Consider the following 14,261-nt stretch of genomic DNA (forward strand, 5'->3'; position numbering starts at 1 on the left):
TCTACCGCCTGCTGCCTTAATTTATTGTCTCAGCCATTAATCTGGCCGATCATCTAGCCCTCGCTGGTCACCCATTGAAGAGACCCGTTAAAAGCGGTACTTGGGGCTCATACAGCGACGTTGTCGGCCCAAAGGCCTTCCTTACGTGGCCAATTGGCCGTAATTCGCTAACTTCTCAATGTTATGCACCAGGCAGTAGAGCTGCCACTGACCTTGCACCTTCTTCTTGCCCCGCAGGCTGAAGCGGCTCAGCCTTTTCGTCGTGCCAATGTTGCCGAATACGGGTTCCACGACCGACATGCGATGGCTGTAGATTGCCTTGCCCTGAGGACTGTCTACGCGGTGTTTCATCCAGTCGGTGTAATTGGGCAGGCGTTTGTTTTCGATAATAAAGGATACCTGTCGGCCGGCACCGTTGCGATGGTCGGCCGCGCTCGGATTCTGCATGCATCGGTATTTCTTTGGGCAATGTCGACACTGCAGTAAACGCCCTTCGAAGTGCACCCGGACCTTGCCATTCTCGGCTTCCCGTTGACCTCGATAGGTCAGGCTCTCGCCCGCTGGACAGAGACAGGTTAGCGCCACGGGATCGAACTGGAACGCGCTGGCCGGCATCGTCTCTCTCCTGCCTTTATCGGGTAAGTTTTGGTGGCGCTTGCCGTATTTATTTTTCTGATCGGTGAACTTCGGATCCCGGCTACGGAACTGGTTGTCGGGTACGTAACCATTGATCTGGTGTTCGTGCAGGTACTTCATATTGGCTTCGTTGGCGAAGCCGGTATCCGCGGTCACAACGGTGCCTTGCTGGTAGATGTTGTCCGCGATGCCCAGCGTCTTGAAGCGAGCATCGACGGCCTCCAACACCGGCTGCAAAGTGTGATGCTCTTGGCCTTCGCCAAAGGCCTGAGCGTCAATGATGATCTGGTGTTTCTTATCCACCGTGGCGACGCCGTTATAGCCCTGGATCGTCCCTTTGCTGGTGGTCATCTTGGCGCTTTCGTTATCGGTGACGTTGCTCTTTACTTCCTTGCGCTGCTTCCCTTGGCCCATCCTTGGGCTGTGCATCTTTAGGAAGCGATCCACTTTGTTCATGGCAGCATCTAGCGAGAGAATCGTCTTGGCGCGGCGGATATCCCGATCCAGGTCGGCTTCCGTCTCGGCTTCATCCCGAGCGTGGTGCTCTACCAAGTGATGGCGAATGAGACGGCGTAGCTTTTCCCGCTTCTCGCTCAATTCTTTGAAAGTGCCCGACCACTCTTTTGAGGCGTCTGAGGGCATCTTGCATCCGTCAATGGCAAAGAGTTCGTTACCCAGCAATCCCTCTTTATGACATGCCAGCAGGACTTGCTCGAACAGCGCTTCGATTTCTTCGGCATGGCCGCTGACAAAGCTCGCCAGCGTGGTGAAGTGGGGCACGGTATCGCAAGACAAAGCTTTGAAAATGATATTGGTCTCGCAGCACCACTGCATCTCACGGCTGGAAGTGATGCCTTTGGAGTAGGCAAACAGGATGATCTTCAAAAGAATGGCCGGATCATAAGCCAGCCGACCAGTCGCGTCGTTGCGGTACTTGGGATGGAAAATCGACAGGTCCAGCTTGTGCTCGATCAGGTAGTGTACCGCGTGCTCAAAAGTGCCGGGCTGAAGCTGATCTTGGTAGTTGATCACCACCATGGCGCTCTGATTGTGGTTATAGGGCTTGAAGCGGGGCATGCCGACCACTCCTCATCTGTTTACCCGATCCTATCAAAACGTCGCCGTCAGTGGGGTTTTTCTACAGCCTCAACGCTGCCAACAGCGGCCGAGCGTAGCGAGGTCCAGCCTCGTACGGGCGATGCTGCTTGGCCTTGTTAGCATCTTAGTTACTCAGAGCTTTCAATTGCTTCGATATGATTTTCTAAATCACTTCGCACAACAACTTTGAAACCTGCAAATACTTGTTCCCCTGAGAACATATTAATGCCTCCCATATTGATAAGAGTCCATACATCAGAGCTAATCTCCAAAAGATCAGGATCCTTACCTTTGGCTTTCAACTCATCCGCTGACTTTAAAGCTCTTTTCGTGCATTCAGTCACATATTCAGACACTATTCCTACTCCCTTAATTTTCAATCACCTGATTTATGAGTGCTAAAGCGTATTAAATAGCACGCTCATTTTTCCACTTGAACGCGCGGGCGCGTTCAATAAATCTTCTCTAGCCCGTTACTTCGCACCCAAGTGATTGATTTTAAATAAAGTTCAGTATAATCCGGCAATCTATGCAGAATTTGCGTGCTTGCGCGTTTTACCGGGGCCAATATTCGGAATGAGAAATAACGGCAGGTCATGAATTTCAGGCACGCTACCGCCACCTACCTGCAAGCAGTGATGCGACCTTGCCATCCATGAGGTAGTCCCTGCGTTGTGTCGTTGTCATTCTTCAGTCTGGCCGTCTAAGCAGCTTTAGTGATTCAGAGTATTCAAGTGTGGTGATGGATGCAAAGCGGCGGTTGGTCGTAGAGGTGGGGGTTCTGGTATTAACGCATTAGACGGGGCTGAATGCCCTCTCCGTCGGGGCGCCGTAGGTGGCGGTGACGGAGAGGGTGGGGAGGCGCGATTTACGCGGTGGCGATGCCGGCTTTGGCGGCGCGCGCGGCGTGCAATTTCTTGTAGCTTTCGATCAGGCGCTGGTGGCGGTCGATGCCTTCCAGCCCCATGCTGGTGGGCGTCAGCCCGGGGAAGCGTACCTCGTCATTCACCGCGCCGATCACTTGGCGCATGGTCTCTTCGCCGAACATCCGCGTGAGGTTGCGGTGGTAGTCGTCGAAGTCGAGGTCGTCGTCCAGGACGATCTCCAGCACCGCTTGCATGGCCTGGTGGAACAGGCCGCGCTGCACGGTGTTGTCGTTGAACTGCAGGAACATCTGGACGTGCTCCAGCGCGGCGTCGTACTCGCCCAGTGCGAGCTCGATCAGAAGCTTGAGCTCGAGGATGGCCAGCTCGCTCCACACGGTGTTGTCGTCGAACTCGATGCCGATCAGCGTGCCGACCTTGATATGGTCGTCGAGCTGGCTTTCCTCCAGACGCTCGAGCAGGTCGGCCAGGCGCTCATCCTCGAGCGAATGCAGATTGAGGATGTCAGCACGGAATTCCAGCGCCATGTTGGTGTTGTCCCACACCAGGTCCTCGACCGGATACACCTCGGAATAGCCCGGTACCAGGATGCGGCATACCGGCGCGCCCAGGTCCTCGTGCTCCATCACGTAGGCTTCCAGGCCCTGATCGGCGAGCAACCCATAAAGACGCTCGGCCTCTTCCGCGGTGGTGCCGGCGAAGTCCCATTCGTGGAAGTCGATATCCGTGCGCTCGCTGAAGAAGCGCCAGGAGATCACGCCGGAGGAGTCGATGAAGTGCTCGACGAAGTTGTTGGGCTCGGAGACCGCCAGCGAGCTGAAGGTCGGCTGCGGTAGGTCGTTCAGGCCCTCGAAGCTGCGCCCCTGGAGAAGCTCGGTGAGACTGCGCTCCAGCGCGACCTGGAAGCTCGGGTGCGCGCCGAAGGAGGCGAACACGCCGCCGGTGCGCGGGTTCATCAGGGTCACGCACATCACCGGGTAGCGGCCGCCGAGCGAGGCGTCCTTGACCAACACCGGGAAGCCCTGGGCTTCCAGCGCGGCGATGCCTTCCTGAATGCCGGGGTACTTAGCCAGCACCTCGTCCGGCACATCGGGCAGGACGATTTCCTGCTCGATGATTTCCTTCTTCACCGCACGCTCGAAGATCTCGGAGAGGCACTGCACCTCGGCCTCGGCGAGCGTGTTGCCGGCGCTCATGCCGTTGCTGAGGTAGAGGTTCTCGATCAGGTTCGAGGGGAAATATACCGTCGCGCCGTCCGAGTGCCGCACGAACGGTAGCGAGACGATGCCGCGATCCGTGCGCCCGGAGTTGGTGTCGATCAGGTGCGAGCCACGCAGCTCGCCGTCCGGGTCGAAGATCGCCCGGCAATGGTCGTCGAGGATGCCCGCGGGCAGGGCGTCGTCGTCTTCCAACGGAAACCAGCGCTCGCTGGGGTAGTGGACGAAGGCGCTATCGGCGATCTCCTCGCCGAAGAACTGGTCGTTGTAGAAGAAGTTGCAGGAGAGGCGCTCGATGAACTCGCCCAGCGCCGAGCAGAGTGCCGCTTCCTTGGTCGCGCCCTTGCCGTTGGTGAAGCACATCGGCGAGGCCGCGTCACGCAGATGCAGCGACCAGACATTGGGCACGATGTTGCGCCACGAGGCGATCTCGATCTTCATGCCCAGATCCTCGAGGATCTGGGTCATGTTGGCGATGGTACGCTCCAGCGGCAGGTCCTTGCCCTCGATCCAGGTTTCGCCGCCTGCGCCGCCGTCCTTGGCGCTCGTGCCCATCAACAGCGCCTGGGCGTCCTCGTCGATGTTCTCGACCGTCTCGATCTGAAATTCGGGGGCGTTCTGGATCACGCGCTTGACGCTGCACCGCTCCGCCGCCCGCAGGATGCCGGTGCGGTCTTTCTCGGAAAGATCCTCCGGCAGCTCCACCTGGATCTTGAAGATCTGGTTGTAGCGGTTCTCCGGGTCGACGATGTTGTTCTGCGATAGCCGGATGTTCTCGGTGGGGATGTCCCGCGCGTTGCAGTACAAGCGCACGAAATACGCCGCACACAACGCCGACGAGGCCAGGAAGTAGTCGAACGGACTCGGCGCCGAGCCGTCGCCCTTGTAGCGAATGGGCTGATCGGTCTCGACGGTGAAATCGTCGAACTTAGCCGCCAGCCGCAGATTTTCGAGAAAGTTGACCTTGATTTCCATGTACAAAAACCGGGTTGGTGTCGGGGTGCGCCCATAGGCGAATTGCTCGCCATTATCCGGGTTTCAAGCGGGTGTGTCTTGGGTGGGAAAAGAGTCGAGTGGTGTAATATCGAGGCGAGCGGACCCGCGAAGCACAACGACCGCCAGTGGCGGTCGTTGTGGCATGTCGTTACACGCGAACGGCCGTCGATTTTTCAAACAGCGCTTAGAACGCTTCCCACTCTTCCTCTGTCGTATGACGCGCCGTGCTGCGAGTGCTCGGCAGACGCAGCGAGGATGTCTGCGCCCGCTGCTGGCCTGCGTTGTGCGAGCTCATCTGGGGCCGGTTACCCCCTTGGCGCGTGGCCTGTGACGCGACCTCGCCAAGCTGGAAGGCCGACATCAGCTCCATCAGCTTGTGCGCGCGCTCCTTGAGATTGTTGGAAGCGCTGGCGCTTTGCTCGACCAAGGTCGCGTTCTGCTGCGTGACCTGATCCATCTGGGTAACGGCTTCACCGGCCTGCTGAACTCCATCGCGCTGTTCAGCGGTCGCGTTACTGATTTCTTCCATCAGTTCGGTCACGCGCTTGACGGAGGCCACCATGTCTTCGGTGGTCTTACCGGCTTGGGTGGCCAGTTCCGTCCCCTGCTCGACACGCTTGCGATTGGCGGTGATCAAGGCGTTGATCTCCTTGGCCGATGATGCGGAGCGGCTGGCCAGCTCACGCACTTCCTGCGCGACCACGGCAAAGCCTCGGCCGTGTTCACCGGCACGCGCCGCCTCGACGGAGGCGTTGAGCGCCAGGATATTGGTCTGGAAGGCGATGCCGTCGATCATCGAAATGATCTCGGCTACTTCTCTGGAGCTGCCATCGATGTCGTGCATGGTCTGCACCACCTGCGTGACGACCTCGCCACCCTCTTCGGCGATTTGCGAGGCGTTAGCGGCCTGTTTGCGTGCTTCAACGGCATTGTCGGCGTTTTGTTGAACGGTGCTGCCCAGCTCTTCCATGGCGGAGGCGGTCTCGGCCAGGGAGCTCGCTTGCTGCTCGGTGCGGGATGACAGTTCGTTATTTCCCTCGGCGATCTGCTCGCTATTGGTCGCCACCGATTCCGCCGAACCACGCACTTCCAACACTGTTGTTTTCAGCTTTTCCGCCATCGCCACCTGGGCGGCCATGATGCTGTTTCGATATTGTGGCTTTAACGATACCTGACGTGTCAGGTCGCCATTGCCCACCGCTTCGGCGAAGGCCTTGACCTCATAAGGCTCAGCGCCTAACTCGCGCAACAGCAACCGGGTCAGCACCGTCGCCACCAGCCCACCGATCACCAGAGCGCCTAAGCACAGCAACAGCATAGTGATTTGGAAATTCTCGGCGATGTTGCGAGCAAAGCCGGTTTCGGTTGCGTTGAGCCGCTCCTGCAGCGTGATGAAAGCATTGATGTCGTTCAGCCAGGTACGGAAGGCTGGCGCCGCTTCCTCGAGCAACAGTTGCTTGGCGCCGTCGATATCGCCTGCCTGGCGACGCTCGATCACTTCATCGATCAACGGCATGGTCGTGGCCTTGATCTCCTGGATAGCGGCCAATTCATTACGCTCATCGGTGGTGATATTGCCGCGCGAGAAGATGTCCTGCATGCCGGCGGCCGCCTCGCGGTAGTCGCCTTCGAGGCGCTGGATATCCGCCAGGATCGGCTCGAGGCCGGCCTCGTCGTCGACCAGTACCGCATCGCGCACGGCGATGGCGCGGTCGTGGACGCTGCCACGAAAATCGACCGCGTACTGTTGTTTGACGCTATTGACGTCGTTGATGACCTTCATGCTGTGGTCGATCAAGTTGACCTCACGTATCCCTTCGGCAGTCAGGATGACCATCAGCAAGAGAACACTGGCAAAGCCGGCCGTCATTCGGGCACGAATCGACGTTCCCTGGAGCCATGAAAATATGGTTTTCACGATGTTATTCCTATCTGGCGAATCGGAGAAATCACATGCACCGAAGACGACCTTGCGCCCAGCGACAAGACGCAAGCATACAATACTTGTACAATAAATAAATATCCGTACAAGAAAATGCTACAAATCCTTTTAGTCCATACCTGGGGACTGCTGAGCAGCATGACCTTCGGATGCTAGATATCGGGTAAGCGCTGCACAGGGATGGAACGGAATGAACAGGAGGCGTCCTGGGAAGGAAAGGCGGGGGAGGAGAGAAAGGCAGGGGCGCCGAAGGCTAGACCATCCGGCGCCCCGCAGTGACATCGTCTTAATCGAGCAAGCGCTCGAGAACCTCTTCATGGACCTGGACGTCCGCCTCCTGGAACAGCACGAAGCGGATATGCTTGACCGAGGATAGCTGGGGCAGCATCTCGAGCACCGTCTTGAATGCCACTTGCGCCGCTGGCTCCAGCGGATACCCGAAGGCCCCGGTCGAGATCGCCGGGAAGGCGATGGAGGCCAGCCCGTTTTGCTCGGCCAGTTCGAGCGCATTGCGATAACAAGCGGCCAGCAGCGGCTCGGCGGGTTCTTCGACGCCGTACACCGGCCCCAGGCAATGCACCACCGAGCGGTTAGGCAAGTCATGAGCGCCGGTGATCACCGCTTGCCCCGGCTGAATGGGCGCCAGCGGCTGGCATTCCCGCTCCAGTTCCGGCCCGGCGCCACGGTGAATCGCACCCGCCACGCCGCCGCCGATACGCAACTCCGCATTCGCCGCGTTCACGATGGCGTCCATATCCGGCTGGCGCGCGATATCACCTTGCACGCACTCAAGCGTCACGCCCTGAAGATTGCGTTTCGTCATGAACTTACCTCCATGGGTATCTGATCCGTTGTCTACACGCACGGTTCATGAGCGAAGGAAGTACCTTCGCGAATGACACATGTTCTTTGGAGATACCAGGAAGGTTAGGTGTGGTGTCACGCTGCCACAAGCTTCTTGACCCGCAGGTCCTTGCGGTGCTGCTGCAAAAGAAACGGAGCACTATTCGTAATGGCTCCAGAGCCTAAGAATTTTCACCACTTTCTCATCATCAAGCACTTGGTAAACAAGGCGGTGCTGGATATTGATTCTGCGTGAATAAGCCCCTGCAAGATCACCGACGAGCTTTTCAAATGGAGGAGGCTTTCGATATGGGTCTGCTGAGATCAGCGTCAGCAACTCTTGTGCTTTTGGTTTCAGGCCACTTGAGGATAATTTTTTTGCATCTTTCTGGGCTTGCTTGGTGTAAACCAGCTTCCATGTCACCAGTCCAACTCCTCATCACACTCATCGACAGGGGCAGCCATCCCCTCGCGAATCGAGTCACGCATACCCGGCACAGAAAGCAGGTAAAGCGTTTCCTGAACAGCAGCCCAGTCCTCCTCAGAGATCAACACGGCCTTGTTCCGTTTCCCCATGATGACAATCGGCTGATGAGACTCGGCGGTTTCATCAATTAACCGATATAGATTGCTGCGCGCTTCTGTTGCAGTAATTCCGGTCATGGCACACCTCCTTACTTGGCTAACTAGAGTGTACGCTATCTCGAACGTACGTCAAAACGAACGCCTCATGATAAGCAGTGCGTCGCGCTCGCCAGCAAGCCTGGCTATGTGCCATTCCTATGCTGCCACAAGCTTCTTGACCCGCAGGTCCTTGCGGTGCTGCTCGGCATGCCATAGCTCATACTGAGACTGCTGGTTGAGCCAGCTTTCCGCCGATGTTTCAAACGCGATGGAGAGACGGATCGCCATTTCGGGACTGATGCCGGCCTTGCCGTTCAGTACCGCGCTCAAGCTCTTACGACTTACCCCTAGCGCTTCAGCAGCGGCAGTGACAGACAGGCCAAGGGGCTCAAGGCATAGCTCTCTTATGACTTCACCTGGATGAGGCGGGTTGTGCATCAACATCGGGCGGTACCTCAGTGGTAATCTTCATAGTTCACGATCTCGGCATCACCGTCTTCGAACCGGAACGTCACGCGCCAGTTACCGCTTACCGTAACCGACCAAATGCCTTTACGTGAGCCCGTGAGTTCATGTAGTCGAAGACCGGGCAAGTCCATGTCCTTGGCATCAGAAGCGGCGCTCAATCTACCAAGAATCAGCCGAAGCCTCTTTGCATGAGCAGCCTGAATCCCTGCGGTATTACCAGATTTGAAGAACTTGGCCAGGCCCTTGTGTTTGAAGCTTCGTATCATTCACCAAGCGTAACCCGTAACGTGCCGGGTATCAATACGTGCAGCACAGCCTTAACGGCACACGGCGGGCAGTTCGCCGCGTTCGCCGGCAGCTTGGCGGATCATGATGCGCTTGAGTGGCATGAGTTTGTCGGTGCTGGAGAGACCGACATTACGTATCAACCGTAATGCGGGGTGCTTGGCACCGAACAACAGGCGGAAGCCGTCCATCAGCGCCAGCATAGCAGCGTTGTCGCCGCGTCGACGACGAGCGTAACGCGCCAGCGTGCGGGCGTCGCCGAGTGCCACGCCACGTTGGCGGGCATGGATGATTTCTTCCGCCAGCACCGCCGCATCCAGGAAGCCGAGATTGACGCCTTGGCCGGCGAGCGGGTGGATGCTGTGCGCGGCGTCGCCGATCAGGGCCAGGCCCGGCGCGGTGTACTCGCGGGCATGGCGCTGGGTCAGCGGGAAATGGTGTACCTCGTCGAGCACTTCGATCTTGCCCAGCCGACCTTCCATGGCGTCACCTAAGGCTTGGGCGAACGCCTCCGGCGATAACGCCAGCAACCGCTCGGCATGCTCGGGGCGGGTCGACCAGACGATCGAGCAGTGCCGGTCGTCTTCATCGACGCGCAACGGCAGAAAGGCCAGCGGCCCGTCGGGCAGGAAAACCTGGCGCGCCACGCCGCCATGGCCATGCTCGCAGCGTAGCGTGGTGACCAACGCCACATGGCCGGTGTCGCGCTCGCTGACGTCGATGCCCGCCAGGTGACGAAGCGGTGAGCGTGCGCCGTCGGCGGCGACTACCAGCGGCGCCGTCCAGCGACTGCCATCATCGAGGGTGACCTCCTGCGCGTCTGCCTCGCGAGTAAGGTCCGTCACGCGCGCGCCGAAGCGCTGAGTGACGCTCGGCAAGGCCTCTAGGCGTGCTTCCAGGGCAGCCAGGATGACGTCGTTCTCGACGATATGACCAAGCTCGCGCAGGCCGATATCCGCCGCCGCGAAGGCGATCTCGCCGCTACCTTCCCCATCCCAGACGCGCATCCCTTGATAGGGCGACACGCGCCGCTCGGCGATCCACGGCCAGGCGCCGAGATGCGTCAACAGGCGTTGCGATACCGGCGTCAGGGCGCTGACCCGTGGCGCAGGCAGGCCATTGCCGACGTTTTCACGCGTCAGCGGCGCAGGGCGGGCGTCGAGCACCGTCACCGAGATATCGGCCTCGCCGAGCAGCGCCGCCAGGGCGCTGCCGACCATGCCGCCGCCGACGACGATCACGTCATCGTGTGTTGTCTCATCCATGCTGGTTTCCTCGTCGGCCTTCATCGCTCCAGCCCCATGGCGCGGCGCGCCAGGGTGCGTCGCAGCGGACTCACGATATTGAATCCCACCAGGCCTGCGGCGCGCAGGTGGGAAAACGCGGCATGCTCGATGCCGAACAGGCGAATCAGGCCATCGCTGAAGCGGATGACGTTACGCCGGTCGGCGGCGCGGCGGGCCTCGAAATCGCCCAGCAGACTCGCGCCGCCGATGGCCTGGCCACGCGCCAGCCCGGCCTCCAGCGACGTGACCAGATCCATGACGCCGCGCAAGGCGAGATTGAAACCCTGCCCGGCGACCGGGTGCAACGAGTGGGCGGCGTTGCCCATGATCGCCAGATGCGGGCGCACCGGCTCGTTGGCGGTGACCAGCGACAGCGGATAGGCGTCACGCTGCCCGATGCGCCTAAAGCGCCCCAGGCGGTCGCCGAAGGCCTCTTGCAGCCGCCGCAGGCATTCGGCGTCGCTCCATCCCAGCGTTTCCTCGCGTGGCGCCTTGGCGTGGGTCCAGACCAGCGCCATGCGGCGCCCGGCCAGGGGCAGCAACGCCATCGGGCCCAAGGTCGAGAAGCGCTCAAAGGCCACGCCGGCGTGGTCGCGACCGATCTCGACGTTGGCGATCAAGGCGTGCTGTTCATAGGACTGCGCCTGGCTGGCGATACCCAGGCGCTCCTTGAGCCCCGAGCGGCCACCATCGGCGAGCACCGTCAAACCGGCTTCGAGACAGGCCCCGTCGCTGAGGGTCAGGCGGTGGCCATCGGCGATGGGCACGATATCCTCGACCCGCGCCGGGCAGTGCCAAGTCAGCGGTAACGATTCGAGGCCAGCGTGCAGCACGCGCCCCATCCAGGCGTTGGGAATCACATACCCCAGGGCATCGAGATGGAACTCATCGGCCGTCAGCCGCGTCGCCCCGAAACGCCCGCGTTCGCTGACGTGGATCTGGCGAATCGGTGTGGCGCGCTCGGCCATCGACTTCCACACCCCGAGCCGTTCGAAATGCCGGCGCGAGCCTTGTGCAATGGCACTGGCGCGGGCATCGAAACTGGGCTGGAAGGTCGTCGGCTGCGTCGCGTTCAACGGCGCGGCCTCGATCACCGCCACGCGCAGCCCGTGGCGCTCGATCAGTGGCGCCAGGGCACATGCCAGGCTGGCGCCGACCAGTCCGCCTCCCACGATGGCGATATCGACCCGGTTTGACGGCATCGGACACTCTCCCTGTCGACTTCGAAGGTCTTGCCATCCGCGATGGCGAGACACGCTGTTTTGTACCACGTTAAGGACATCGACGGCAGTCGTGGTGACAGCCGTTATGGATCTTTACGTATCCATAACGTAATTACGTAAACATAATCCAGGCGATCAAGAAATGATCAACTTTCACGCATAAGCGCCTCGATTTCCGCCACTTCCTTGGGAACGTCCGTCGTCAACACTTCGTGCCCCGTGGCGGTCACCACGACATCGTCCTCGATACGAATACCCATGCCGCGATACGCCTCGGGAATATCTTCAGCGTCGGGAATATAGAGCCCTGGCTCGACGGTCAGCACCATGCCCGGCGCCAGCGCACGCGGTTCGCCGTCCACCCGATAGGTGCCGACGTCATGCACGTCGAGCCCCAGCCAGTGCGAGGTCGCGTGCAGGAAGAAGCGCCGGTAGCCGTCATCGGCGATTCGCGCCTCGAGCGGGCCTTCAAGCAGGCCCAGACGAATGAGGCCGGCAGTCAGATCGCGCACGACGCCATCGTGTATCGCGCTCAGGGTGGCGTCTGGCGCGACGGCGGCCACCGCGCGGCGCTGCGCTTCGAGGACGACCTCGTAAAGCTCACGCTGCGCGGGCGTGAAGCGGCCGTTGACCGGGAAGGTGCGCGTGATGTCGCCGGCATAGAGATCGAACTCGCCGCCGGCGTCGATCAACACCAGGTCACCATCGCGAAGCATCGCCGTGTTCTCGATATAGTGCAGCACACAGGCGTTTGCGCCGCCCCCGACAATCGTGGCATAAGCCGGGGCACGGGCGCCGTGCCAGAAGAATTCGTGCTCGAGCTCTGCTTGTAGCTGATACTCAAGCAGGCCCGGAGACACGTTTTGCATCGCCCGGCGGTGTGCCTGCGCCGAGATGCGCGCGGCGTGACGCATCAGGCCCAGTTCCGCCTCGCTCTTGATCAGGCGCCGTTCGTGGATCAGCGGCGCAACATCGGCGAAGGCACTGGGTGTGCGTTCACCACGCCGGGCCTGGGGCGCCAGTTCGGTGCGCAGCGACTCGGCCAGGGCCAGCATCTCGCCGTCGTCGAGGGGCAGATACAGCGTTTCACGGCCCTCGAGAAGCTCGGGAAGCAGAGCATCGCGGTCATCGTTCTCGTAAGCCTCATCGACGCCGTATTCCGTCACGGCGACCTCGGCGCCAATGCGTATTCCGGTCCAGGCTTCCTTGAAAGCGTCTTTCTCCTGGCAGAACAGCACGCTTTCGCCGGCATCACGGCCGGGCAGCAGCACCAGCAGTGCGTCGGGTTCGGGGAAGCCGCTCAGGTAGTGGAAGTCGCTATCCTGGCGAAAGGCGTATTCACTGTCGCGGTTGCGCGTGACCAGTGAGGCCGCAGAGATCAATACGGCGCTGTGCGCGGGCAAGGCCGCCATCAACGACTGGCGGCGGGTACGGTATTCAGCGGAAGCAATCGCCGCCGGACGCGGCAGGACAGTGCGAGGCATGGGCGCTCCTCGGATGGCAGGAGGAAGGTGGGAGAGGGCCGGAGCACGCCCGGCCCAAGAGGTTCGTCAGTGGGTCTGCGACGGCGGCGTGATGGCGTCGTCACCTTCGGAATTCTCGACGCGTTCGACCTGGGGCTGGCCGGGGTGCTGCTCGGTGTAGAGCAACATGGCGGCCATACGCGCATGCTCGGTCAAGGCGAAGAGGTCGTTCTCGTTCTCGGCGTTGTCTTCGAGTTCGATCTCCAGGTTGACGAGCGAGCCAAGGTCTTCGAGCACTTCACGCAGGGCTGCCGACCAGTCATCACTCTGACCGCCGGCCTCGACGATGGCTTCCAGGAAGCCCTGGGTCCATTCCTGGAGGCCGTGCGCGCGCTCGGCGAGGGAGAACAAATCATCGGGCAGCAGCGGTTCGAAGTTGAGCTCCGGCGCGGCCAAGGCGTCCAGCGCCTGGCGCCGCCAGGCGAGAAGGACTTCACCGTCTTCGCGGCTATGGGGCTGCTCGACACCCAGGGTCGCGCAGACTTCTTCGAGCCAGGTATCGGCAGTGATGTCGGCCAGTGCCAGGCGTGCGCATAGGCGACCGTCGAGAAACGCCGGTGACTGCATGCTACCGTGGGCGAGAAAGGTGTCGGCGACACGAGAAAAATCGAGCTGTTCGTCGATGAGGGACATGATACGGTCCTGTGCTGCAGGCCGCCGGGCCGCGTTGACCGCGACCGGGCGGCTCTTTATAGTGATCAATGGCTTACATGGCGGCGAACGTAGGCTCGCGACGGCAGGATGCCAATGTCGTCGAGACCGTTCCCTCCACCGCGCATGACGCGGAAACTTGGTTCCATCTTACCGCATCGGGCCCGACCTTGGCCCGCTCTGGAGCGATCCATGAACGACGCCTCGCGGCAGACGACCGAGATCACGTTGCTGGGACGCCCCTACGTGATCGCTTGCCCGCCCGATCAGGAAGACGATCTCAAGCGTGCGGCGCGCTATCTGGATCGCGCCATGAACGGCATCCATTCCCAGGGCAAGGTGCAAGGCGCCGAGAAGATCGCCATCATGGCAGCGCTGAACATCACCCATGAACTTCTCGAAGCGCTCGACACCCAGCGCGAGAGCGAGTCCAGCCTGACGCGCCTTAGCGAGCGTCTGGAACAGGCCCTGGCCGATACGCCATCCCCGGATGACAGCAAACCCTCGGGCTGATGTTCAGGCGTTGTCCGACACGCGCTTAGGTTCGTGACGAAAAGGCTCTATACGGGACAAGACTCTATACGA

14 protein-coding genes are annotated in these 14,261 nt (G+C 60.5%); 1 reads left to right on the forward strand and 13 read right to left on the reverse strand.

All coding sequences use genetic code 11. The features are described 5' to 3' along the window. Positions 1-141 precede the first annotated feature (141 nt). The 13 genes from L1071_RS07605 to L1071_RS07665 all read right to left on the reverse strand — a co-directional run bounded on the left by L1071_RS07605 (position 142) and on the right by L1071_RS07665 (position 13,658). Positions 142-1,713 (reverse strand): transposase, encoded by a 1,572-nt coding sequence (locus L1071_RS07605; RefSeq protein ID WP_246971291.1) that lies wholly within the window; start codon positions 1,711-1,713, stop codon positions 142-144. A gap of 149 nt (positions 1,714-1,862) precedes the next feature. After that, on the reverse strand, positions 1,863-2,090 hold the full coding sequence (locus L1071_RS07610; RefSeq protein ID WP_246971294.1) for a hypothetical protein: 228 nt from the start codon (positions 2,088-2,090) through the stop codon (positions 1,863-1,865). Positions 2,091-2,602: 512 nt separating this feature from the next. Continuing rightward, positions 2,603-4,810 (reverse strand): OsmC domain/YcaO domain-containing protein, encoded by a 2,208-nt coding sequence (locus tag L1071_RS07615; RefSeq protein ID WP_246971307.1) that lies wholly within the window; start codon positions 4,808-4,810, stop codon positions 2,603-2,605. A 205-nt stretch (positions 4,811-5,015) separates the two neighbouring features. Then, positions 5,016-6,749, reverse strand: a complete 1,734-nt coding sequence (locus L1071_RS07620; protein WP_246971319.1) for a methyl-accepting chemotaxis protein — start codon at positions 6,747-6,749, stop codon at positions 5,016-5,018. A gap of 310 nt (positions 6,750-7,059) precedes the next feature. Further along, a complete protein-coding gene (locus L1071_RS07625) occupies positions 7,060-7,596 on the reverse strand; it encodes a macro domain-containing protein (protein ID WP_246971321.1) in 537 nt (178 codons plus the stop codon). A 180-nt stretch (positions 7,597-7,776) separates the two neighbouring features. Further along, positions 7,777-8,040 (reverse strand): Txe/YoeB family addiction module toxin, encoded by a 264-nt coding sequence (locus L1071_RS07630; protein ID WP_246971333.1) that lies wholly within the window; start codon positions 8,038-8,040, stop codon positions 7,777-7,779. Continuing rightward, positions 8,037-8,279 (reverse strand): type II toxin-antitoxin system Phd/YefM family antitoxin, encoded by a 243-nt coding sequence (locus L1071_RS07635; RefSeq protein ID WP_246897827.1) that lies wholly within the window; start codon positions 8,277-8,279, stop codon positions 8,037-8,039. Before L1071_RS07635 ends, L1071_RS07630 begins: the two co-directional genes overlap by 4 nt. Before the next feature lie 117 nt (positions 8,280-8,396). After that, on the reverse strand, positions 8,397-8,684 hold the full coding sequence (locus L1071_RS07640; RefSeq protein ID WP_246971344.1) for a HigA family addiction module antitoxin: 288 nt from the start codon (positions 8,682-8,684) through the stop codon (positions 8,397-8,399). A gap of 11 nt (positions 8,685-8,695) precedes the next feature. Then, on the reverse strand, positions 8,696-8,974 hold the full coding sequence (locus L1071_RS07645; protein ID WP_246971356.1) for a type II toxin-antitoxin system RelE/ParE family toxin: 279 nt from the start codon (positions 8,972-8,974) through the stop codon (positions 8,696-8,698). Between the two features lie 51 nt (positions 8,975-9,025). Beyond that, entirely contained in the window at positions 9,026-10,258 is a 1,233-nt protein-coding gene (locus L1071_RS07650) for a UbiH/UbiF/VisC/COQ6 family ubiquinone biosynthesis hydroxylase (protein WP_246971358.1), read from the reverse strand. A 20-nt stretch (positions 10,259-10,278) separates the two neighbouring features. Then, positions 10,279-11,481 (reverse strand): 2-octaprenyl-6-methoxyphenyl hydroxylase, encoded by a 1,203-nt coding sequence (gene ubiH, locus L1071_RS07655; RefSeq protein ID WP_246971371.1) that lies wholly within the window; start codon positions 11,479-11,481, stop codon positions 10,279-10,281. A gap of 167 nt (positions 11,482-11,648) precedes the next feature. Beyond that, positions 11,649-12,986: a Xaa-Pro aminopeptidase gene (pepP, locus tag L1071_RS07660; protein ID WP_246971394.1), complete on the reverse strand. Its 1,338-nt coding sequence runs from the start codon at positions 12,984-12,986 to the stop codon at positions 11,649-11,651. Positions 12,987-13,052: 66 nt separating this feature from the next. Continuing rightward, positions 13,053-13,658 carry a UPF0149 family protein gene (locus tag L1071_RS07665; protein WP_246971398.1) on the reverse strand — a complete coding sequence of 202 codons (606 nt, stop codon included), beginning with the start codon at positions 13,656-13,658 and terminating at the stop codon, positions 13,053-13,055. 210 nt (positions 13,659-13,868) lie between these two features. On the opposite strand from L1071_RS07665, the gene L1071_RS07670 reads away from it, so the two are divergent. Beyond that, entirely contained in the window at positions 13,869-14,189 is a 321-nt protein-coding gene (locus L1071_RS07670) for a cell division protein ZapA (protein WP_246971401.1), read from the forward strand. The last annotated feature ends 72 nt before the right edge of the window (positions 14,190-14,261 follow it).

It is taken from the genome of Chromohalobacter sarecensis (assembly GCF_023061135.1).
Lineage (GTDB): Bacteria > Pseudomonadota > Gammaproteobacteria > Pseudomonadales > Halomonadaceae > Chromohalobacter > Chromohalobacter sarecensis.